Consider the following 20,496-nt stretch of genomic DNA (forward strand, 5'->3'; position numbering starts at 1 on the left):
GGCCCTCAGTTCTCCCTGAGGAACTTGTTCGCCAGCTCGTTGCCGAGCCGCACGGCGGCGTCGTGGTTCTCGATGGGGGAGACCTGCGAGTGCTTGAAGACGATGTACGTGACCCCGGAGGGGACACCGCCCCCGGCCGGGTCGGTCAGGATGCCGAGCCCGCGCGCCGCCGCGTGCGACGCCTCCCCGATGATCCCCGGCGGCCCGATGTCCCCGACGACGGCGTACTGCACCTTGTCGGCGTGGATGACGGCCGCGACGGACCCGCCGTGGATCCCTGACGAGGAGTGGTCCCAGATCGAACTCGTCATCGGTACGACGATGTACGGCAGCTTCTCCGCGTTGAGGTGCCGGCCGTCGGTCTGGGTGAAGGCGGTCTGCTCCTGGTAGTACGGGTCCGACTCGTGGTTGCACCGTGCCGTGAGCTGGCCGTCGCAGTCGATGTCCATGTCGGCCTTCCAGAACACCGCGCCCTTCGCGTCGCAGACGGCGACGGTGGGCGGCGTGTCGTCGCGGGTGCGGTAGAGCCCGTCCGAGATCCGGTCACAGCCTCCGGCACGGGCCAGCAGCGCCGCCGCACTGACCGTGCCCTCGGCGGGGGGCCCGGCCGCGCCTCGCCGTACGGGCGCACGCGTGGCGGCGGGTTCCGGAGCGGACGGCGCGCCGGTGGACGGTGCGGATGTGGACGGCGCCGCGGTCGACGGCGCCGCGGTGGCGGGTTCCGCGGCGGGTGGCGGGCCCGTGGGTACGGCGAGGGCGGGCAGCACGGTGGCGGGGACCACGGCCGCGGCCAGCAGCGCGGTGCCGGCGGTGAGGAAGACGTGCGTGCGTGAGTGCACGGAGAGGTTCCCTTTCCTGGATGTCCGGGGAGGGCGGGGGACGGGCGGAGGCGCGAAGTGAGGGCTCACCGGCGCCGCGTGCCGTGGTCGGCGTACGGGTGCGGGGCTTCTCGCGCGCCCGGCGGCCTGCTCGGGGAGGCGGCTCAGCCGCCGGGCCGGGACGGCGGACGACCGTCGGCTATGCACCGGCGCAGCCGGTCCAGGAAGACGCGCTGGCCCGTCACCAGCGGCCGCACGGCGTCCGCCAGGGAGAACCAGGCGAAACGGTCCAGCTCGGGGAATTCCCGCAGGACGCCGGAGCCCCGCGGCCATTCCATGGTGAAGGTGCCGGGTACGGCCAGGTCCGGGTCGAGATCTCCCTCGACGGCCCAGACGGTGACCGTCTTGCCGCCCCGCTGCCGGGACTCGCCGAGCGGGATCCAGGGCCCCTCGGGCACCGGCAGCCCCAGCTCCTCCTGGAACTCCCGGCGCGCAGCCGCCTCGGGCGTCTCGCCGGCCTCGTACTCCCCCTTGGGGATCGACCAGGCGGCGGCGTCCCGGCCGGACCAGAACGGCCCGCCCATGTGCCCGAGAAGCACGGCGGCACCGGAGTCCGTGACCCGGTGCAGCAGCAGTCCCGCGCTTCGTTCGCCCGACATGCCGTCAAGTCTGTGCACCCGCAAACCGGGTCGCCATGCGAACACCACGCCGAGGACGTGTTTGCCGACGTGGGTGGCTCGGGCGTGTCGCGTACGTTTCCCGGGTGTGACGCGGTAAAGGAGGGTCCGGCGGCGGGGAAAGGGGTGCCCCGGTTCTGGAGCGGCACCACCGGGCCGATCGTATGAACGGTTGCGCCGTACGGGGGCGCGGCGGGCCGTGTCCGGCGGGGAGGAAGAGGTGGTCGGTGCTACGGGACGGCTCCCTCCTCCTCCCCGCCTGGGCCCGGATCAGCCGAAGTCCGGCGTCACGCCGGTCAGCCGGGCGGACACCTCCCACAGCCTCTCGGCCGTCGCCGCGTCCCGCGCGCGGGACGAGGACCGCGCGATCGCCGGGGCGCCCCGTACCTCCAGCGGCCCGCGCGGACCGTAGTACTCCCCGCCCCGCGCGGCCGGATCGGTGGCCGCCCGCAGCACCGGTAGCGCTCCTACGGAGGCGGGCTGGGTGAAGAGGCGGGTGAGCCGTTCGGCCTTCGCGGCCAGCGGTTTGCCCGCCATGAGGGGCCCCGCCTGGCCGAGTTCGGTCGCGGAGAGCCCGGGGTGGGCCGCCAGCGCGTGGATGTCCCGGCCGGTGAGCCGCGACCGGCGCTCCAGCTCGGCCGTGAACAGCAGATTGGCGAGCTTGGCCTGACCGTACGCGGGCCACTTGCGGTAGCCGCGCTCCCCGGCCAGATTGCCGAAGTCCATCCCGCCGATCCGGTGCGCGAGCGAGGAGACCGAGACCACCCGGGACGGCCCCGACGCCCCCAGCACCGGCAGCAGCAGGCCGGTCAGGGCGAAGTGGCCCAGGTGGTTGGTGCCGAACTGCATCTCGAAGCCGTCGGCCGTGTGACGCAGCGGCAGCGCCATCACCCCGGCGTTGTTGACCAGCAGATCGAGCTGTCCGTCCACCGTCCGGGTCAGCGCCTCGGCCGCCTCGCGTACGGAGGCGAGGTCGGCGAGATCGAGCCGGACGAGGCGTACCTCGGCGCCGGGTGCGGCCGCCCGTACCGCCGCCACCGCGTCCTCGCCGCGCTCCGGGTCACGACAGGCCAGCACGGTCAGCGCGCCGGCCCGGGCCAGGGCGAGCGAGACGGCCGCGCCGATCCCGCTGTTGGCGCCGGTGACCACCGCGCTGGTGCCGGTCAGGTCAGGGATGTCGGCCGTGCTCCAGACTCGCATGCCTCCTTCTTACTCCAGGGAATGGAACGAATACACGAAGGGCGCACCCCGGAGCGGCTGTCGGCGCCCACATGTGACGCGTTCGGGCGACGGTTGCCTGAGCCGTCCTCACGGGTACGTGCGGGGGTACGCGCAGCACAGCTCGGGTGCAATCGATTATCGGATGAATAATCGATTATCTGTTACGGTGGGTCCATGACGGAAGGCGGATCACCCTCGGAGCGGCTGTACGCCACGCTGCGCGCGGCGATCCTGCACGGGGTGTTCGCGCCGGAGCAGGCACTCAAGCCGCAGGAACTGGCGAACGCCGGGAAGGTCAGCCTCGCCGTCGCGCGCGAGGCCCTGCTCCGCCTGGTGGGCGAGGGCCTCGCGGTCCGGCTGCCCAACCGGGGGTTCGCGGTCCCGGCGGTGAACGCCGAACACTGGCAGCGGATCGCGGAGGCCCGTGCCGTCACCGAGACGGCGATGCTCCGGCTGTCGATCGAACGGGGCGGCGTCGACTGGGAGGTACGTGTCCGGGCCGCCCACCACCACCTCGCCCGCACACCGTTGCGGGAACCGGGCGGTACGTACGTCTGTGACGAGTGGTCCGAGGCGCACCGCCGCTTCCATCGCGCGCTGCTCGAAGGCTGCGGCAACCCGGTGCTCCTGGACGGCTTCGACCGCCTGTGGACGGCGAGCGAGCTGGCCAGGCACTGGTCCGGCGCCGCCGTCCCGGAGCGGGACGGCGTGCGGGAGCACCGGGCTCTGGAGGAAGCCGCCCTGGACCGGGACGCCGCGCGCGCCGCCGGCCGGCTCGCCCGGCACGTCCTGCGCACCGCCGAGAACCTGACCGTACGCACAGACTGACTCCGCGGTACCTCAGACGAATTCAGGAGCCCCCATGGACATGACCCCCGGCCGCCGCTGCCACAACGTGGTCAACCCCCTGCACTCGGCCATGTACTTCGCACCGGAGCTGGCCGACGAACTCACCTCGCTCGGGCTGGAGCCGGGGGCCATGGCCTACTTCGCGGGCCGCGCGGCCCCGCTCGGGCCGGTCGGCGCCGGCACGGTCACGGCGACGTTCTACAACTTCAACCACGACCACGTGGCCCGGCACATACCCGCCGCGTGGACGGTCACCACGCCGGAGGCGGTGCTCGCCGCGCGGCTGCGCGGCGCCGACGGGACGCTGCGGCGGCTGCTCGGGGAGGAGGCCCTCACGTCGAAGGAGATGGCCGAGGCGGCCGAACTGGCGCTGCGCGCCGCCGAGGCGTGTCGCCGCGAGGCACGGCCGCTGTACGCAGCGAACGCCGGCCTCCCCGTGCCCGAGGAGCCGCACCTGGCCCTGTGGCACGCCGCGACCCTCCTGCGGGAGCACCGGGGCGACGGGCACCTCGCCGCTCTGCTGGTGGCCGGCCTCTCCGGGATCGAGGCGTTGGTCCTGCACAGCGCCACCGGCAAGGCCGTGACGTCGGCCGTCCTCCAGCAGACCCGCGGATGGTCCTCGGATCAGTGGGCCGCCGCCCAGGACGGGCTGCGCGAGCGTGGTCTGCTGGACGAGGCGGGGGACATCACAGCGGCCGGGGCGGCCCTGCGCGGTGAGGCCGAAGAACTCACCGACCGCCTCGACGCCGCCCCGTACGACCACCTCGGCCCGGTCGCCACCGCGCGCCTCACCGAGCTGGCCGGGGGCTTCACCCGGGCGGCGAGGGACGCGGGCGCCTTCCCGGCGTACCTCTTCGGCAAGGGCTGAGGCGTCCGGGCCGCGCCGCCGGGCCGCGCCGCTCGCGGCGGTCTCCGTGGCCCCGACCGGGCAGACGGTCCTGGCCCCTCGGCGCCGGCCCCGGCCGTGAGGTGCGCGCCCCGAGCGCGACCGCCCGGCCGGGGCATCCACCCGGGCAGCGCCGCCAGGCCGTGCGCACACGCAGCCCGCGCGGCCGGCAGCGCGGCTACACGCCGTGCGCCGTGTCCGTTCCGACCGCCGCCAGGGCGTCGGTGACCGTGTCGAGCGAGCGGGCGTGCGCGCGGTGGCTGGACGGCGCCTCCGGGTTCCACGGCACGATCCGCGCCCGCGCCTCGATGGCCCGCCAGTGCGCGTTGTCCTGAAGCAGCTCGCGCGGCGCCGCGTTCGCTCGTACGTCCGCGAGAACGATGTCCGGGGCCAGCGCGGCGGCCTCGGACCACTCGACCGTGCGCCAGTTGGCCCCGCCGCCCTCCTCCGGCGAGATGAGGTCGACCCCCAGCTCCGTCAGCGCCCGCAGGTCGGGCCAGGTGCCCGGCCTGGCCAGGTACGCCGTGTCCGGCCCGGCCGCGGAGAGCGCCAGCACCCGGGGGCGCGCCGGCCCCGCCGCCCGGGCGCGCAGCCGCGCCTCCGCGCGCTCCAGCTCCGCCACCGCTGGCTCCAGCGGTGCGCGCAGCGAGCGCGCCAGCTCCGAGAACCGGTCCCTGATGGAGCCGAGCGAACGGTCCTTCCCCACCTCGATCACGACGACCGGAATCTGCTCCTCCAGGCGCTTGGCGGCCTCCGGGTCGATGCCGTACACCTGTCCTGTGCCGTAGCCCACGGCGACCACCAGATCCGCCTCCGCGGCGTGGACGGCCTCCAGGTCGAAGGCGCTGCCCGCGCCGAAGGAACGCAGCTCGGCGAGGGGCAGCTCGCCCGCCTTCGCCGGGTCCGGCGTCTCTCCGTCATGGTGGGAACCGAAGATCCCCAGGGGGCGCACTCCGTGGTCCCACAGCGTCGCTCCGGCCTGTACGTAGGCCACCACCCGTGTCGGACGGTCCGTCGCCGTGGTGAGCCGGCCTCGATCGTCCGTGAACTCCCAGCCGTTGCCCGGGTTCATGCCTCGCCTCGTTCCGCTCGTGTTGGTGCGGTGTCCGGGGCGCCGTATCCGTACGCGGGTTCGGGACACCCCCCAACTCTCTGCCCAACACCGGGCGCGCGGACTCCAAACGCGCGCCGGTAAGAGGAACGGAAGAAAACGCGGACCGGGGGAGGGGCGCCGGGGGAGGGGTACCGGGAGGTCCTAGGGTTCGATCAGACCGGCCCGGATCGCGTACCGCGTCAGTTCCAGCCGGTCGCGCAGCCCCAGCTTCTGGAGGAGGTTGGCGCGGTGGCGCTCCACGGTCTTGGCGCTGATGAGCAGCAGACCGGCGATCTCCTTGGAGGTGTGTCCCTCGGCCACCAGCTTGAGGATCTCCTCCTCCCGCGGGGTGACGGCGCTGTCCGGGATGCCGTCGCCCTGCCGTACCCGGTCGAGATAGTTCCGGATCAGGGCCGTCACCGCCCCCGGGTAGAGGAAGGGCTCGTCGCGCATCGCCGCCCGGCACGCCTCCACCAGATCGCGGTCCGCGACGGACTTGAGGACGTAGCCGCTCGCCCCGGCCTTCAACGCCTCGAAGAAGTACTGCTCGTTGTCGTACATGGTCAGCATCAGGATGCGGGTCCCCGGCTGGAGCCGGGAGAGTTCGCGCGCCGCCTGAAGGCCGGTCAGCCGGGGCATCGCGATGTCCAGGATCACCAGGTCCGGGCGTTCGGCGCGGGCCAGTTCGATGGCCTCGGCCCCGTCCCCGGCCTCGCCGACGACCGTCAGGTCCGGTTCGTTGTCGAGGATCAGCCGGACCCCGCGGCGGACCAGCGCGTGGTCGTCCGCGAGCAGGATGCGGGTCGGTGTCGTCTCGGCCATGGTCAGTTGCTCCCGTTCCTGATCGGCACACGCAGGCGTACGCCGGTTCCGCCGCCCTGTCCCGCCGTCCGTTCCCGCCTGTCTCCCCGTACGTCGCCCCCGCCGGGGCCCACGGTGACCTCGGCCCCGATCAGCAGGGCCCGTTCCCGCATGCCCCTGATCCCCGCCCCCTCGGTCGCCGTACCCACGCCGCGGCCGTCGTCCGCGAGGAGCAGTTCCACCCCGGTGGGCGTGCGCCGGAGCGCGAGATCGACCAGGCCCGCGTCCGCGTGACGGACGATGTTGGTCAGCCCCTCCTGCGCCACCCGGTAGACGACCAGTTCGACATCCTCGCCCAGCGCCGGCAGATCGCTCTCGAAACGCTGCCGGACCGTCAGCCCGGTGTGCGTGGTGATCTCGGTGGTCAGCGCCTTGAGCGCGCTGATCAGCCCCAACTCCTCCAGTACGCCGGGGCGCAGCCGGCGCGCGATCCGGCGGATCTCGTCGAGGCTGTCGCGCGTCGTCTCCTGTACGTGGAGGAGGTCGGCGCGCAGCGGGGCGGGGGCCCCGTCGGCGACCCGCTTCAGTTCGAGCAGCACGGCGGTGAGGGTCTGGCCCACCTCGTCGTGCAACTCCCGCGCGATCCGGCGGCGTTCGGCCTCCTGCGCGGAGAGCGCGAGTCCGCTGCTCGCCGCCCGTTCGGCCTCCAGCCGGTCGAGCATCGTGTTGAAGGTCATGATGAGCTCCGCGATCTCGCCGTGTCCCGACACGGCGGGCCGGCGGCCGGGGCGCAGCAGATCGGTCGTCGTCATCGCCCGGGTGAGCCGTTGCAGCGGAGAGAGCCCCACGCGCAGCAGCGCGGCGTTGGCGACGAGCATGGCCACCAGCCCGAGGGCCATGATCAGGGCTTCCGTGAGCAGCACGGGGGCGGACACGGTGACGGGGCCGAGCAGCAGCAGGGCGGTGGCCGCGAACAGTACCGCGGCGTTGAGCAGAAAGATCCGCCAGAACAGGGACACGGGCATGGCCTCCTCGCAGGTGACGTCCCCACTATCACCCGCGCGGGAGGAGAGGCCCGACCACGGCCACGCCACCCCCACGCGTCTACATGTCGCCCACCCCCCGATGTGGGTGTCGACGCGGATGGCGCGGGAGCGCGGCGACCGGCGATCGTAGGGGGACACCGCCCGGGGAGGGACGGCGACGGAAACGTACGTACGGGACGTGCGTGATGTACGTCATGTACGCGCCGGGCAGGGCGGGCGGGCGAACGCGGGCGGGCGGAGCGGCGCGCGGGCGGAGCGGCGGGGCACGGCGCGGCCACGGCGGGCCCGGCGGGACGGAACGGCCTTACAGCGGCGGGGAGGCGGACCATGACGACGAACGAGGACCGACGGCTCGGTGACCTGGCGGAGCGGCTCCGCCACGACGACCCCCGGTTCTTCCACGCGCTGGAGGCGGGCACCCCGTGCCGCCCCCGCGAGTACCGGCACGGCACCGCCTGGCTGACGCTGGCCGTCGCGCTCGGCGGCCTGGCCCTGGGCATCGTCCTCGGCCATGGGCTCCTCATCGCGGGAGGGCTGGTACTGGCGGGGATCGCCGGGCATCTCTTCGACCCCGACCGTGCCCGGGTCAGGCAGGGCATCGGCCCGCCTCACGGTTAACAGCCCCCTCACCCCGGCAGGCGCGCGCCGCCGGGAAGGACGAACCGCCGGAGTCTCCGGCGGTTCTTTTCGTTGTATAGGCCACAAACCTCACAAATTATTTTACGTTAAAATAGTTCGGAGATGGCCAACGCTCTCTTGAGCGTTGGCCCGCCCATGACTGAGATGCTGGGCGGTCGGTCGAATTCGCGGGGGCGGAGGGGGCGGTTCCATGAGACGCGTACCTCTGTCGGTCCCCCGCGTCCGGTCGGTCGGCACGGTGTCCATCGCATCGCGGATCCCCTTACAGGTGCTTCCTCGCGACGCATGATGCAGAATCCCTGTCCGGTGGCGGACGGCTGACGCAGTCATGCCCCGTCACCGCACCAGGGGTCAGCATGCCCGCACACCCTCACGCCACGCCCGCATGGAGCCGTTTCCTATGGAGCACACCGCTCACGTCAGCAAGACCACCCTTCCCGGGGTCGGCACCCGCTACGACCTCAACACGGAAGCGGGAAAGCATCTCTCGGTCGTCGTGCACCAGGACGGGCGCCGCATCCTCGCCTTCCACGACCCCGAGGACGACGACAACTGCCGGGACGCCGCGACCCTCGCCCCGCACGAGGCGACCGCGCTCTGCAAGCTCCTGACGCCCGACCCCGTCGCCCATCTCCACCAGCACATCGAGATCGACCTGGTCACCGAGCACATCCCGGTCACCAAGCGTTCCCCGTACGTCGGCCGGACGCTCGGCGCGACCCAAGTACGCAGCCGCACCGGCGCCTCCATCGTCGCCGTCCTGCGCCGCACCGACGCCTTCCCCTCGCCCACCCCGGACTTCCGCTTCGCCCTGGGGGACACGCTCGTCGTCGTCGGCACCCGGGAAGGCGTGGACGCCGTCGCCGAACTGATCACCGGAGGATAAAGCGCCCGTGCACGAGACCACCGCACTGCTCATCGAACTCGGGGCCATCATCCTGGGCCTGGGGATACTCGGGCGGCTCGCCGGCCGCGTGGGCTTCTCCGCCATCCCCCTCTACCTGCTCGCCGGACTCGCCTTCGGGCACGGCGGACTCCTCCCGCTCAACGCGAGTGAGGAGTTCGTCGCCACCGGCGCCGAGATAGGCGTGATCCTGCTTCTGCTCCTGCTGGGGCTGGAGTACAGCGCGTCCGAACTCGTCTCCAACCTCAAGACGCAGTACCCCTCCGGCATCGTGGACTTCGTCCTGAACGCCGTGCCGGGCGCCGTCGCCGCGCTGATCCTGGGCTGGGGGCCGGTCGCCGCGGTGGCCCTGGCCGGTGTCACCTGGATCTCCTCCTCCGGAGTGATCGCCAAGGTCCTCGGTGACCTCGGCCGCCTCGGCAACCGCGAGACCCCCGTGATCCTCGGCGTCCTCGTCATCGAGGACCTGGCCATGGCCGTCTACCTGCCGCTGCTCACCGCCCTGCTCGCCGGGCTCAGCCTCGCCGGCGGCAGCCTGACGCTGCTGATCTCGCTCGGCACCGTCGGCGCGGTGCTCTACCTGGCGCTGCGTCACGGCCGGCTGATCAGCCGCGCGGTCTCCTCCGACAACCCCGAGATGCTGCTGCTGGTCGTCCTCGGCCTCACCGTGCTCGTCGCCGGGGTCGCGCAGGAGCTTCAGGTGTCCGCCGCCGTCGGCGCGTTCCTCGTCGGCATCGCGCTCTCCGGTGAGGTCGCCGAGGGCGCGCACAATCTGCTGGCCCCGCTGCGCGACCTGTTCGCCGCCGTCTTCTTCGTCTTCTTCGGCCTGAACACCGACCCGGCCGCCATCCCGCCGGTCCTGGTGCCCGCCCTCATCCTGGCGACCGTCACCACCCTGACGAAGATCGCCACCGGCTGGTACGCGGCGAAGCGCGCCGGAGTCAGGACGGCCGGCCGCTGGCGGACCGGCGGCACCCTCGTGGCCCGCGGTGAGTTCTCCATCGTCATCGCCGGTCTGGCCGTCGGAGTCGAACCGCGGATCGGCCCGCTGGCCACCGCGTACGTCCTCATCCTGGTGATCCTCGGCCCGCTGGCCGCGCGCTGGACGGAGCCGCTGGCCCGCCGGATCACCGGCGGTTCCAAGGCCCCGGCCCCGGCGCCGGCCGCCCCCACCCCCGTACCGCTCGTGAAGGCGGAGCCCTCCGGCCGGCCCGAGTCGTCCGCGCGGGCCGAACCGGCCGTACCGGAGGCGAACGACACGGCGCCCAGCCAGGGCTGACCGCCCGGTCTCGGCCTGCCCCGGCCCCCGGCTCGGCCCCGGAAGGTGAACGGGGCACAGGACGCGCGCCCTGCGTCCTGTGCCCCTGCCCTGGTGGTGCCGGCCGTGGGCCGGCACCGGTGTCAGACCCCGACGCCGAAGTCCGCGGCGATGCCCGAGAGACCCGAGGCGTACCCCTGGCCGACCGCGCGGAACTTCCACTCCGCGCCGTTGCGGTACAGCTCGCCGAAGACCATCGCCGTCTCCGTGGCCGCGTCCTCGCTCAGGTCGTAGCGGGCCAGCTCGGCGCCGCCCGCCTGGTTGACCACCCGGATGTACGCGTTACGGACCTGACCGAAGCTCTGGCCACGGTTCTCCGCGTCGTGGATCGACACCGGGAAGACGATCTTCGACACCTGGGCCGGCACATTGGCCAGGTCGACCTTGACGGTCTCGTCGTCACCCTCGCCCTCGCCGGTCAGGTTGTCGCCGGTGTGCTCGACGGAGCCGTCCGGGCTCTTGAGGTTGTTGTAGAAGATGAAGTGCTGGTCGGAGGCGACCTTCCCGGACTCCTCGCACAGCAGGGCGCTGGCGTCGAGGTCGTAGTCGGTACCGGTCGTCGTCCGGACGTCCCAGCCGAGGCCGACAAGGACCGCTGTCAGGCCCGGTGCCTCCTTGCTGAGCGAGACATTGCCGCCTTTGGACAGGGAAACTCCCACGCTGCTCCTCCTGAGCTGAGCTGAATCGGTCATGCGGAAGTAAAATCTACAGGAGTGTAGAAGCGAACGGGAGCGAGATCCGGCCCGCTCTCCTGGCCGGTGTCCGCCCCGGTACGGGGGCCCGGCCGGGCGGCGCCGGTCACCGGCTCCGTAGCATGGTCCGCTCGCCCCGTGGTGCGTCCGCGCGGCCGGAGGGAGACAACGGTGACCGTGCACGGCAGTCCTGACGAGCGCCCCCGACGGCGCGGCCAGGGCGAACTGGAGGCGCAGGTCCTCGCCGCGCTCCGGCAGGCCCCGGGTCCCGCCACCGCGGCCTGGGTGCAGGAAAGGATCGGCGGGAACCTCGCGTACACGACGGTCATGACCATCCTGACCCGGCTCCAGGCCAAACGGGCGGTCACCCGGGAGCGCGCGGGTCGCTCGTTCGAGTGGCGCGCGGCCTCCGACGAAGCCGGGCTCGCCGCCCTGCGGATGCGCAAGGTGCTCGACGGCGAGACGGACCGCGAGGCCGTCCTGGCCCGCTTCGTCACCACGCTCTCGCCGGACGACGAACGGCTGCTGCGCGATCTGCTGGCCCTCCCCGAGGACGGCTTCCCCGTCGGCGGCTTTCCCGGGGACGGAACACCCGGAGGCGGCTTCCCCGGAGACATGACACCCGGACGCTTCACACCAGGACGCTTCACACCCGGAGGCTTCACACCCGGAGGCTTCACGCACGGGGACGGCTTTCCCGAGGGCGGGGCGGAGGGCTGACCGGGATGGGGATGTTCGTCTTTCTGCCGCTCGTACTGCCGCTGACCGCACTGCCCGTCGCGCGCCTCGCCGAACTCCATCTGCACCCCCGGGTCGCCACCCGGCTGCTGTCCGCGCTCGCCGCCGTCCTCGCGGTGTGCAGCACGCTCTGCCTCGGCCTGCTGATGGTCGTCGGTACGGCGCAACTCCCCGGCAACCCGCTGCCCGACGCCTGGTCGGACCCCGAGGTCCGCGAGGCGGTCCCGTACGACGAGATAGCGGGCAAGGCGGCCATCGCCGCCCTCGCCGCGGTCGCCGTGTCCTGCGGGTACGCGGCCTGGCGCCACCGGCGCGTACGCCGCCGCGCGCAGGAGGCCCTGGCCGGTCTGCCCGGCGGCGAGCTGGCCGTCCTGGCCGACGAGGCACCGTACGCCTACGCGCTCCCGGGCCCCGGGCCGTCCCGTACCGGGGCGGGTGACGGGGACGGTACGGGCGCGGCGGCCGGCGGAAGCGGACGGATCGTGGTGTCCACGGGGATGCTCGCCTGCCTCGACGACCGGGAAAGGGACGCCCTGATCGCGCACGAACGGGCGCACCTCGCGGGCCGGCACCACCGGTTCCTGCTGACCGTACGGCTCGCCGCCCGCGCCAACCCGCTGCTGCGCCCGCTGCGTACGGCGGTCGCCTACACCAGTGAGCGCTGGGCGGACGAGGACGCGGCGCGGGTGACCGGCGAGCGCACGGTCGTGGCCCGCGCCATCGGCAAGGCCGCGCTCGTCTCCCGGGGCACCCCGGCGCCGACGCTGGCCGGGTTCGCCGCGCCGAGCCCCGGCCCCGTCCCGCGCCGGGTGGCCGCGCTGCTGGGGCCCGCGCCGTCGGCCGTCCACTGGCCGTCGGTGCGTACCGCGGTGGGCCTGGCCGTCTGGGCCGCGGCGGCCGGAACGGTCGGCTCCGCCCTGTCCTCGGCGAACGCCATGGTCACCCTCTTCCTCGTGCTCCAGGCGGCCACACCCTTCTGAACGCGCGCTCCCGCCCCTCTGGAGCGCGCTTCGGCCGGCCACCGGCCCGCGGCGTCGACAGCACGGGCACGACCGGCCCGAGCGGCGCCGCACCCAGCCTCGGTACTCCGGTGGCGGGGTGCCCGGATCACGACGAGTACACGCCGTATCCCCGGCCCGGGGCGAATTCCGTACGGATACGGCTCACTCCTTGCGGTACTGGTACGCCTCCGCGGCCGCGGCCACCACCGCGTCCAGATCCCCGCCCGCCGAGGCGGTGACGTACGCGGCCACCGCTCCCTCCACGAACGGCGCGTCCACCAGCCGTGCCCCCTCCGGCAGCTCGTCACCCTCGGCGAGCAGCGCCTTCACCGTCAGCACGGCGCTGCCCAGATCCACCAGCAGAGCGACCCCCGCACCACGGTCCACCTCCGCCGCCGCGGCCGAGATCAGCTCGGAACTGGTCCCGAGCCCGCCGTCCTCCGTGCCCCCCGCGGCCGCGACCGGCGCGACACCGCCGCCCGCCAGCCCCCGCGCGAGGTCGGCGACGGCCGTGGCGACCGCCGCACTGTGGGACACGAGCACGATCCCCACCTGCTGTCCGGCACTCATCGGGCCGCCTCCGCCGTGTCGGCGAGGGCGGCGATCAGCAGGGCGGACGACGTGGCGCCCGGGTCCTGGTGCCCGATGCTGCGCTCGCCCAGATAGCTCGCCCTGCCCTTGCGCGCCTGGAGGGGTACGGTCGCCACCGCGCCCCGCTCGGCGGCCTCCGCCGCCGCCCGGAACGACGTGCCCGCCGACACCGGCGCCGCACCCAGCGCCTCGACCGCGGGCTCCAGCGCGTCGATCATCGTCTTGTCCCCGGGCGCGGCCCCACCGAGCTGCGCCACCGCCGCCACCCCGGCCCGCAGCGCCTCGGCGAACTCCGCAGGCGTGACCTCAGCGGCCTCCCCGAGCGCCTTTCCCGTACGCCGCAGCAGCGTTCCGTACAACGGACCGGACGCGCCGCCCACGGTGGAGATGAGCAGGCGTCCCGCCAGGATCAGCACGGCCCCGGGCGAGGCGGGCGCCTCCTCCTCCAGCCCGGTCGTGACGGCCCGGAATCCGCGCTGGAGATTGCTGCCGTGGTCGGCGTCCCCGATGGCCGAGTCCAGCTCCGTCAGCCGGTCCGCGGCCTGCTCCACCGCACCGGCCGCGGCCACCCCCAGCCAGCGCCGGAAGAAGCCGGCGTCGAGCGTGCGCTCCGCTGTCTCGTCAGTCACGTGCTCTCCTCACCCCGTGGAACGTTCCCCACGTCCCTGTCCTGCCGTGCCCGCCCCGCTCCACCGCGAACCGTCACCGTGGTGACGGGCGCTCAGCGGCCCCAGCGCAGCGCGGGGGTCTCGACCGGCGCGTCCCACAGCCGCAGCAGCTCCTCGTCCACCTGACAGAGGGTGACCGAGCAGCCCGCCATGTCGAGCGAGGTCACATAGTTGCCGACGAGGGTACGGGCCACCGCCACGCCCCGCTCGCCCAGCACCCGCTGGACCTCGGCGTTGAATCCGTACAGCTCCAGCAGCGGCGTACCGCCCATGCCGTTCACGAGGGCGATCACCGGGCCCGAAGGACGCAGATCGTCCAGTACGGCGTGCACGACGACGTCCGCGATCTCCCGCGAGGTCATCATCGCGCGCCGCTCGCGCCCGGGCTCCCCGTGAATGCCGATGCCCAGTTCCAGCTCGCCGTCGGGCAGATCAAAGGTCGGGCTGCCCTTGGCGGGCGTGGTGACGGCGCTGAGGGCGACCCCGAAGCTCCGGGACACTTCGTTCACCCGCCGCCCGATCGCCTCGACCCGCTCCAGCGGCGCCCCCTCCTCGGCGGCGGCGCCCGCCATCTTCTCGACGAACAGCGTCGCCCCTGTACCGCGCCGCCCGGCGGTGAACAGGCTGTCGGTCACCGCCACATCGTCGTTGACCAGCACTTTCGCGACCTGGATGCCTTCGTCCTCGGCCAGCTCGGCGGCCATGTCGAAGTTCAGGACGTCGCCCGTGTAGTTCTTGACGACGAACAGCACCCCGGCCCCACTGTCCACGGCAGCGGCGGCCCGCACCATCTGATCAGGCACGGGAGACGTGAAAACCTCACCAGGACAGGCGGCGGCCAGCATCCCGGGCCCGACGAACCCCCCGTGCAACGGCTCATGCCCGGACCCGCCCCCGGAAACGATCCCCACTTTCCCGGCCACGGGCGCGTCGCCACGTACCACCACGCGGCGGTCGACATCGACGGACAGCTCGGGATGTGCGGCGGCCATGCCCCGCAGAGCATCCGCGACCACGGTCTCCGGCACATTGATGAGCATTTTCAACGGTATCTCCTAGGTGGGCTAGCAGATGTGCCTCTGACCGGCGTTTTTGCAGGTCAGGGTGTGTGCGGGTGCTTTGTGATCTTGGCGGTGTCCGGGGCTTCGAAGCGGGGTCCGGCGGTACCGATGCTGACCTCATGCTGACTTTTCTGATACATCATCAGCTCCCTGTGAGGTGGTCCGACGCGGCGGGGCTGCCGCCCCTTCCAGTATCGATCGAACCCGGCCAGGTGGCACGGCCTACGGCGAGATCGGGTGGCGAGGTGAACGTGGCTCTGATGTGTTTCAAGCGAGGCTGAGGGTTGTCCGGTAACTGTTGGTCGTTGCTGGGGAGCGACGCGCAGGTCCCGGATGTACCAGTGGAACTGTGTGCCGTCCTTGCTGTGTGGCTGCTTGCCGGGGGCGAATCCTGCCCGCCGTGCGACTGCGGTGGATGCGGGATTCTCCGGCGCCACCTGGATTACCGCCTCTTCCCTCCCCTCGTTGGCCGTGTAATGGGACACGAAGAGGAGCGCCCGGGTAGCCAGGCCGCGCCCCCTCCCCGACGGATGGTGGCTGTGGGTGATATTTGCTTGGCCGGACCGCCGAAGAAAAGGCGAAGACCTGCCCGACGGAAAGCAGGCGCACAACACGTCCCATAAGCAGGTCCGCCGGCGTCGAGCACGTCTTCGCCCGCATGTAAACCTGGAAAATCTCCGTGACTGCTGTCTCAAAGGCAAGGGCGTCCACCACGCTACGCTCGGCATGGCCAGCCTCCACAACCTCGCCCTTGCGGGATTGGTGAGCGGCCCGCACCGCGACAGATACAGCCTCCGGCAATTCGAAATTATTTACGGGGAGGCATCTCATCGCTTCGCCGGACCGGCGGGTGACGGGCGAGGAGGCGTCGTTCACCTGCGGCGCGGCGCTTGCAGGGGATTGCCGGAGTGGCCGTCTACGGGTCAGGCTGCTTCGAATGCTCGGCGGATCAGCGGAGTTGCCCGCTCCAGGTCGGCTGCCGACGCGAGACGCACCTCCAGGTCCCCGGTTCCCAGGTGCCCGATACCGCCCATGTCCCGAGTGAAGCCCTCCTTCAATGTGACGGTGTCCGGGGCGAGTCTGAGATAGACCAGGATTGCCTCGTACTTCGGATGGAAGATCACCGATGCAACGTTCACCAGCCGCCGGTAGGCGATGTAGTGCCACAACGGCGCCACCTCGGCCTCGCCCCACGTCGTGAGCGCGTCGTCCAGTTCCGCGTAAAGGTCCCGCAGGCACTCCGGCACGAGGCCGGCACCTGCTAGGAGCATGTTCCAGTAACCGGGGGCACGTGACGGGCTGGCACGGCGCTGCGCTATGTTGCCGGATCGTCCATATATGACCCAGTATGAGGACGACCTGGCGCCTTGCGATGGCGAGTTGCCATCGTGGTCCGGGGACTACTGCTGTGCGGCGGCCTGGCGCAGATGGTGACTCACATCGCCGACGAGGTGGATGCGCAGTCGTCGCTCCGCGAAGCGCCACTGCCCGTCACGGCGCTCGAAGCGGTCGTGGTACCGGCCCCCGGCGATGGGTTGCAGCGGCAGACCGGGCAGTGCCTGCAGCACGGTGACGTACGAACGCGAGACGGCCGTGTTCGCCTGTTCGTCGACCTCGATGGTGACATTGGTCGTGACGTGCTGGGTTCGCGGTGTGCCGTCGGCGTAGACGATCATCATGTCGTGGCACAGCTTCTCGACCGCGTCACGGCCGCTCACCGGCTCGCCGCCGGCTGTCAGGGTGGCATCGGCGAAGAGGTCGCCGAGTCCCGCGAAATCGCCGTCGTCCACGAGTTCGGCGTAACGCGCGATCAGATTCCCGACAGCCTGGTGGCTCGGCATCGGTTCGGTAGGCATGGTCTGCTCCAAGTCTGTCCGGGGTGCCGCGTCGTACTCGCGGCCCGAGGGTGCTGGTGAGTTGTGATCGGCTGCCTTGAGGAGCAGTTCGCTGAGTTCGCGGGGCATGGTGACCATGCATGCGTGGCCGGTCGGCAGATTCCACACCCGTGCCGGGAAGCCGCCCGGCTGTACCGGGGGGACGGGTGGCAGGGTGAGGCCCTCGGCATTGACGTCGACGCAGCGGATGTGGGTGCGCGGGATGGCGTTCGCGGCCGGGTTGTCCAGTCGGACCGGTTGCCGGAGGCAGCGCACCGGGTGGTCGGAGAGGATCGTGCGCAGCCAGGCGATGTCGGCGGGGTCGGTGATCCCGAACAGGCCGAGCGGCGGGGGCTGTTCCGGGGGCGGCGGAATGCGCCAGGGACTGTCGGACTTCGCGGCAAGGTCGATCAGCGTCTGTAGGCGGGGCAGGGCGTCGACCACGCTCTCGCCGTCCTGCGGGACCATCGAGTCGACGTGGACCAGGTGCGCGATCCGGTCCGGGACCTGGTTGGCGGTGGAGGAGATGACCGCGCCCGCGTAGCTGTGGCCCACGAGGACCACGTCGGTGAGGTTCTCCTCGTCGATCAGCCCGACGATGTCGTCGACATGGGTATCGAGCCCGACTTCGGGGCCGAGCAGGTGCGCCTTGTCGCCGTAGCCGGTCAGGGACGGCGCGAGTACGCGGTGTCCGGCCGCCTCCAGCAGCGGGGTCACCCGCTCCCAGGTCCGTCCGCTGTGCCAGGCACCGTGTACGAGTAGAAATGTTGACATGCTTGGAGCGGTCTTCTTTCTCGGGGTGAGGGGGCGCGGCCGGGGCGCACGGAACCGTGGCGGTTACCATTCGTATCCCGGTACTCTTCGGGAACCACGATCATGATGGTGCGCTCAACGGCGTCCCGGCAATAAGGCACATTGCGGTGCCGCGGTTCCCTGGAGGTAACGATGGGCGCGACGGACAGCGAGCCGCGGCCGGGGCGGCGGAACGGGGGCCGCAGCCGCGTCGTCCTGGCCATGGTCGGGGACAAGTGGTCACTGCTGGTGGTGTGCAACCTCAGCCAGGGGCCGCGCCGCTTCACCGAGCTCAAGCGGGGCATCGACGGGATCAGCCAGCGCATGCTCACCGTGACCCTGCGCGGCCTGGAGCGGGACGGCATCGTGACCCGTACCATCCACAACGTCATGCCGCCCCACGTCAGCTACGAACTGACCCCGCTGGGCAGAACGCTCCGCGAAGCCACCGTGCCTCTCCTGGAGTGGACCATCGAGCACTTGGCGGACGTCGACAGCGCCCGAGCACGATACGACACCCGCGCCGACACCCCGCCCGTCCCGGCCGGGGACCGGTCCGGGAACGGCGAGGCGGAAGTCCGCCCGGTTACCGGCTAGTGCTCTGACCGGGAAGGTTCGCCGGGTTGCTCGTGGTGCTGGTTGGAAATGCTTTCCCGGACCAGTGGGGAGGCGGGATGGCGCAACCGGTCCGGGTTCGTGGGCTGACCGAGCAGGAGGGGCAGAAACTGCGGCAGGTCGTGCGGCGGAGCAGTACCAGCTCGGTGCGGTTCCGGCGGGCGATGATGCTGCTGGCCTCGGCAGGCGGCAGCGCGGTCCCGGTGATCGCGCGGTTGGTGCAGGCGGACGAGGACACGTGCGTGACGTGATCCACAAGTTCGACGAGATCGGGCTCGCATGCCTGAACCCTCGCTGGGCGGGAGGCCGTCCCCGCCTGCTCAACCGTGACGACGAGGACTTCGTCGTGGCGACGGCCACCACCCGACCGGCCAAACTCGGCCAGCCCTTCACCCGCTGGTCGATCCGCAAGCTCGCCGATCACCTGCGCAGGAACACCACCCGGCCCGTCCGAATCGGCCGGGAGGCCCTGCGCTGCTTACCGGCCCGCCACGGGGTCTCCTTCCAGCGCACGAAGACCTTAAGGAGTCCCCGGACCCGGACTTCGACGCCACGCTCGCCCGCGTCGAGTGCGCGATCAACGAACGTCCCGACCGCACCTTCGCCTTCGACGAGTTCGGACCGCTGGGCATCCGCCCGACAGCCGGCTCCTGCTGGGCCGAACAAGGCCGCCCCGACCGGCTGCCGGCTACGTTCCGGCGCACCCACGGACTCACTATTTCCACGGCTGCTACTCCGTCGGGACGACCAGATGTGGGGCGTCAACCACAGACGCAAGGGCATCGACCACACCTGGGCAGCCATGCGAACGATCCGGGCCGCCCGTCCGGACGGGCGGCCCGATCTACGTGATCCTCGACAATCTCTCCGCCCACACGAACTGGCGGATGAAACGGTGGGCGGCCAAGAACAAGGTCGAGCTGTGCTTCACCCCTACCTACGCGTCCTGGGCCAACCCCATCGAGGCCCACTTCGGACCCCTGCGGCAGTTCACCCTCGCCAACTCCCACCACCCCAACCACACCGTCCGGACCTGTGCCCTGCATGCCTACCTGCGCTGGCGCAACAACAACGCCCGCCACCCCGACGTCCTGGCCGCCCAGCGACGCGAACGTGCCCGCGTCCGCAGCGAGAAAGCCATCCGCTGGGGCGGCAGGCCACTGCCAACAGCGGCCTGAGCGGAACGGAAGCAGCGTCGGCCTCACCCTGCGGGCAGCCCGGAAAACGGGCTGCGACACACTGACGTGGTGATCGGCAACGCCTTCGTGATCGTCTCCGGTCTGCCGGCCAGCGGCAAGAGCACCCTGGCCCGCGGACTTGCCGCGGAACTCGGCCTGCCGGTCATCGACAAAGACGTGATCCTGGAATCGCTCTACGACTCCCTCGGCATCGGCGATCGGGCATGGCGCTGCCGACTGAGCCGGGCCAGCGACGACATCCTGTTCGCGCTCGCTGCCGACGCCGGGCGAGCTGTCCTCGTCAACTGGTGGCACCGCGACGCCGCCCCCGCCCGGCTCCGCCAACTCGATGCCCAGCTGGTCGAGGTGTTCTGCGACTGCGATACCGGACTTGTCGCTGAACGGTTCCGGACACGTAAACGCCACCCCGGCCACCTCGACCAGGACCTTACCCGCGAGGAAATCAGCGACCACGTCGCTGTCTGGGCCGCCCACCCAGGACCGCTCGGACTGGACGGGCACGCTCTGATCGCCGACACCGCCCAGACCGTCGACATCACCGCCCTCGCCAAAGAGGTCGACGCTCTCATCGCCGATGCTCAACGATGAACTGACGGCGACACCACGGCCCTAACTGGACGGGAAACCCATCATTTCCCATGCTGGTGAACGTTCACGGTCACAGCACTAGCAACATCCACCCCTCGGGCTTCGACACGATCACGCCGAAGACCCTCGCGGGCGCGAGTACCGATCGCCTCATGCGTCACGCTCATCTCGTGACCACCACCGGGGATTCGCATCGCCTCGCCGAGGCTCTCGCCGGGAAGAGAGTGGTCCTCTTGAACTAACCCGCACCCCAGGAACACCACCGGCCGCACGCCTGGCTTTCTGATGGCCACCCGCCTGGGCCTCCAACGGCCACCCGCCTGGGCATCTCAGGCTCTGTCGCGAGTTCCGTGAAATCCAAGATGTCGATCACGATGACTCGTGATCATGCCGGGTGACTGTTGCTGAGCTGATCGCTGTGATGT

At 71.6% G+C, this 20,496-nt stretch carries 20 protein-coding genes and 4 pseudogenes; 10 read left to right on the plus strand and 14 right to left on the minus strand.

Features of this window, described 5'->3' with window-relative positions; all coding sequences use genetic code 11:
- Positions 1-5: 5 nt before the first annotated feature.
- From ACFXPL_RS33220 to ACFXPL_RS33230, 3 genes are all read right to left on the minus strand, one after another.
- On the minus strand, positions 6-839 hold the full coding sequence (locus tag ACFXPL_RS33220) for a glycoside hydrolase family 75 protein (protein ID WP_384926665.1): 834 nt from the start codon (positions 837-839) through the stop codon (positions 6-8).
- Positions 840-982: 143 nt separating this feature from the next.
- A complete protein-coding gene (locus ACFXPL_RS33225; protein ID WP_384926667.1) occupies positions 983-1,477 on the minus strand; it encodes an NUDIX domain-containing protein in 495 nt (164 codons plus the stop codon).
- A gap of 288 nt (positions 1,478-1,765) precedes the next feature.
- Positions 1,766-2,695, minus strand: a complete 930-nt coding sequence (locus ACFXPL_RS33230; RefSeq protein ID WP_384926669.1) for an oxidoreductase — start codon at positions 2,693-2,695, stop codon at positions 1,766-1,768.
- Between the two features lie 195 nt (positions 2,696-2,890).
- On the opposite strand from ACFXPL_RS33230, the gene ACFXPL_RS33235 reads away from it, so the two are divergent.
- Together ACFXPL_RS33235 and ACFXPL_RS33240 are read left to right on the plus strand one after the other, a co-directional pair.
- Entirely contained in the window at positions 2,891-3,544 is a 654-nt protein-coding gene (locus ACFXPL_RS33235) for a GntR family transcriptional regulator (protein ID WP_384926671.1), read from the plus strand.
- A 34-nt stretch (positions 3,545-3,578) separates the two neighbouring features.
- Entirely contained in the window at positions 3,579-4,433 is an 855-nt protein-coding gene (locus tag ACFXPL_RS33240; protein WP_384926673.1) for a hypothetical protein, read from the plus strand.
- 196 nt (positions 4,434-4,629) lie between these two features.
- On the opposite strand, the gene ACFXPL_RS33245 is transcribed toward ACFXPL_RS33240, so the two are convergent.
- From ACFXPL_RS33245 to ACFXPL_RS33255, 3 genes are all read right to left on the minus strand, one after another.
- Positions 4,630-5,523: an ABC transporter substrate-binding protein gene (locus tag ACFXPL_RS33245; protein ID WP_384926675.1), complete on the minus strand. Its 894-nt coding sequence runs from the start codon at positions 5,521-5,523 to the stop codon at positions 4,630-4,632.
- A gap of 183 nt (positions 5,524-5,706) precedes the next feature.
- Entirely contained in the window at positions 5,707-6,366 is a 660-nt protein-coding gene (locus ACFXPL_RS33250; RefSeq protein ID WP_384926677.1) for a response regulator, read from the minus strand.
- 2 nt (positions 6,367-6,368) lie between these two features.
- Entirely contained in the window at positions 6,369-7,364 is a 996-nt protein-coding gene (locus tag ACFXPL_RS33255; RefSeq protein WP_384926699.1) for a histidine kinase, read from the minus strand.
- A gap of 354 nt (positions 7,365-7,718) precedes the next feature.
- Here ACFXPL_RS33255 and ACFXPL_RS33260 point away from each other — a divergent pair, with 354 nt between their 5' ends.
- The 3 genes from ACFXPL_RS33260 (at position 7,719) to ACFXPL_RS33270 (ending at position 10,213) form a co-directional block, all read left to right on the plus strand.
- Positions 7,719-8,009 carry a DUF3040 domain-containing protein gene (locus tag ACFXPL_RS33260; protein WP_384926679.1) on the plus strand — a complete coding sequence of 97 codons (291 nt, stop codon included), beginning with the start codon at positions 7,719-7,721 and terminating at the stop codon, positions 8,007-8,009.
- 421 nt (positions 8,010-8,430) lie between these two features.
- Complete coding sequence (locus tag ACFXPL_RS33265; protein WP_329825836.1) at positions 8,431-8,916, plus strand: TrkA C-terminal domain-containing protein; 486 nt, start codon at positions 8,431-8,433, stop codon at positions 8,914-8,916.
- A 7-nt stretch (positions 8,917-8,923) separates the two neighbouring features.
- Entirely contained in the window at positions 8,924-10,213 is a 1,290-nt protein-coding gene (locus ACFXPL_RS33270) for a cation:proton antiporter (protein WP_384926681.1), read from the plus strand.
- Positions 10,214-10,335: 122 nt separating this feature from the next.
- On the opposite strand, the gene ACFXPL_RS33275 is transcribed toward ACFXPL_RS33270, so the two are convergent.
- Positions 10,336-10,911 (minus strand): TerD family protein, encoded by a 576-nt coding sequence (locus ACFXPL_RS33275; protein ID WP_384926701.1) that lies wholly within the window; start codon positions 10,909-10,911, stop codon positions 10,336-10,338.
- Between the two features lie 210 nt (positions 10,912-11,121).
- Between ACFXPL_RS33275 and ACFXPL_RS33280 the strand changes: the two are divergent.
- A pseudogene (locus tag ACFXPL_RS33280) lies at positions 11,122-11,493 on the plus strand (BlaI/MecI/CopY family transcriptional regulator); the annotation flags it as partial.
- 176 nt (positions 11,494-11,669) lie between these two features.
- Positions 11,670-12,662 (plus strand): M56 family metallopeptidase, encoded by a 993-nt coding sequence (locus ACFXPL_RS33285; protein WP_384926683.1) that lies wholly within the window; start codon positions 11,670-11,672, stop codon positions 12,660-12,662.
- 183 nt (positions 12,663-12,845) lie between these two features.
- Here ACFXPL_RS33285 and ACFXPL_RS33290 read toward each other — a convergent pair whose 3' ends face one another.
- The 7 genes and pseudogenes from ACFXPL_RS33290 to ACFXPL_RS33320 all read right to left on the minus strand — a co-directional run.
- The gene (locus tag ACFXPL_RS33290) at positions 12,846-13,253 is read right to left on the minus strand and encodes a PTS-dependent dihydroxyacetone kinase phosphotransferase subunit DhaM (protein ID WP_384926685.1); all 408 of its coding nucleotides are present in this window, start codon (positions 13,251-13,253) and stop codon (positions 12,846-12,848) included.
- Positions 13,250-13,903, minus strand: a complete 654-nt coding sequence (gene dhaL / locus ACFXPL_RS33295; protein ID WP_384926687.1) for a dihydroxyacetone kinase subunit DhaL — start codon at positions 13,901-13,903, stop codon at positions 13,250-13,252. The genes ACFXPL_RS33290 and dhaL overlap by 4 nt, the downstream gene beginning before the upstream one ends.
- Before the next feature lie 92 nt (positions 13,904-13,995).
- Positions 13,996-14,988: a dihydroxyacetone kinase subunit DhaK gene (gene dhaK / locus ACFXPL_RS33300; RefSeq protein ID WP_384926689.1), complete on the minus strand. Its 993-nt coding sequence runs from the start codon at positions 14,986-14,988 to the stop codon at positions 13,996-13,998.
- Positions 14,989-15,041: 53 nt separating this feature from the next.
- Entirely contained in the window at positions 15,042-15,731 is a 690-nt protein-coding gene (locus ACFXPL_RS33305) for a GNAT family N-acetyltransferase (protein WP_384926691.1), read from the minus strand.
- 195 nt (positions 15,732-15,926) lie between these two features.
- Positions 15,927-16,265: pseudogene (locus tag ACFXPL_RS33310) on the minus strand (DUF5655 domain-containing protein); the annotation flags it as partial.
- Between the two features lie 138 nt (positions 16,266-16,403).
- On the minus strand, positions 16,404-16,859 hold the full coding sequence (locus ACFXPL_RS33315) for a nuclear transport factor 2 family protein (protein ID WP_384926703.1): 456 nt from the start codon (positions 16,857-16,859) through the stop codon (positions 16,404-16,406).
- A 72-nt stretch (positions 16,860-16,931) separates the two neighbouring features.
- Positions 16,932-17,651 (minus strand): annotated as a pseudogene (locus tag ACFXPL_RS33320) (alpha/beta fold hydrolase); the annotation flags it as partial.
- Positions 17,652-17,822: 171 nt separating this feature from the next.
- Here ACFXPL_RS33320 and ACFXPL_RS33325 point away from each other — a divergent pair.
- The 3 genes and pseudogenes from ACFXPL_RS33325 to ACFXPL_RS33335 all read left to right on the plus strand — a co-directional run bounded on the left by ACFXPL_RS33325 (position 17,823) and on the right by ACFXPL_RS33335 (position 20,071).
- Positions 17,823-18,266: a winged helix-turn-helix transcriptional regulator gene (locus ACFXPL_RS33325; RefSeq protein WP_384926693.1), complete on the plus strand. Its 444-nt coding sequence runs from the start codon at positions 17,823-17,825 to the stop codon at positions 18,264-18,266.
- Positions 18,267-18,343: 77 nt separating this feature from the next.
- Positions 18,344-19,462 (plus strand): annotated as a pseudogene (locus ACFXPL_RS33330) (IS630 family transposase).
- Between the two features lie 69 nt (positions 19,463-19,531).
- Positions 19,532-20,071: an AAA family ATPase gene (locus ACFXPL_RS33335; protein WP_384926695.1), complete on the plus strand. Its 540-nt coding sequence runs from the start codon at positions 19,532-19,534 to the stop codon at positions 20,069-20,071.
- The last annotated feature ends 425 nt before the right edge of the window (positions 20,072-20,496 follow it).

This window comes from Streptomyces sp. NPDC059092, assembly GCF_042756365.1.
In the GTDB taxonomy this organism is placed as follows: Bacteria; Actinomycetota; Actinomycetes; order Streptomycetales; family Streptomycetaceae; genus Streptomyces.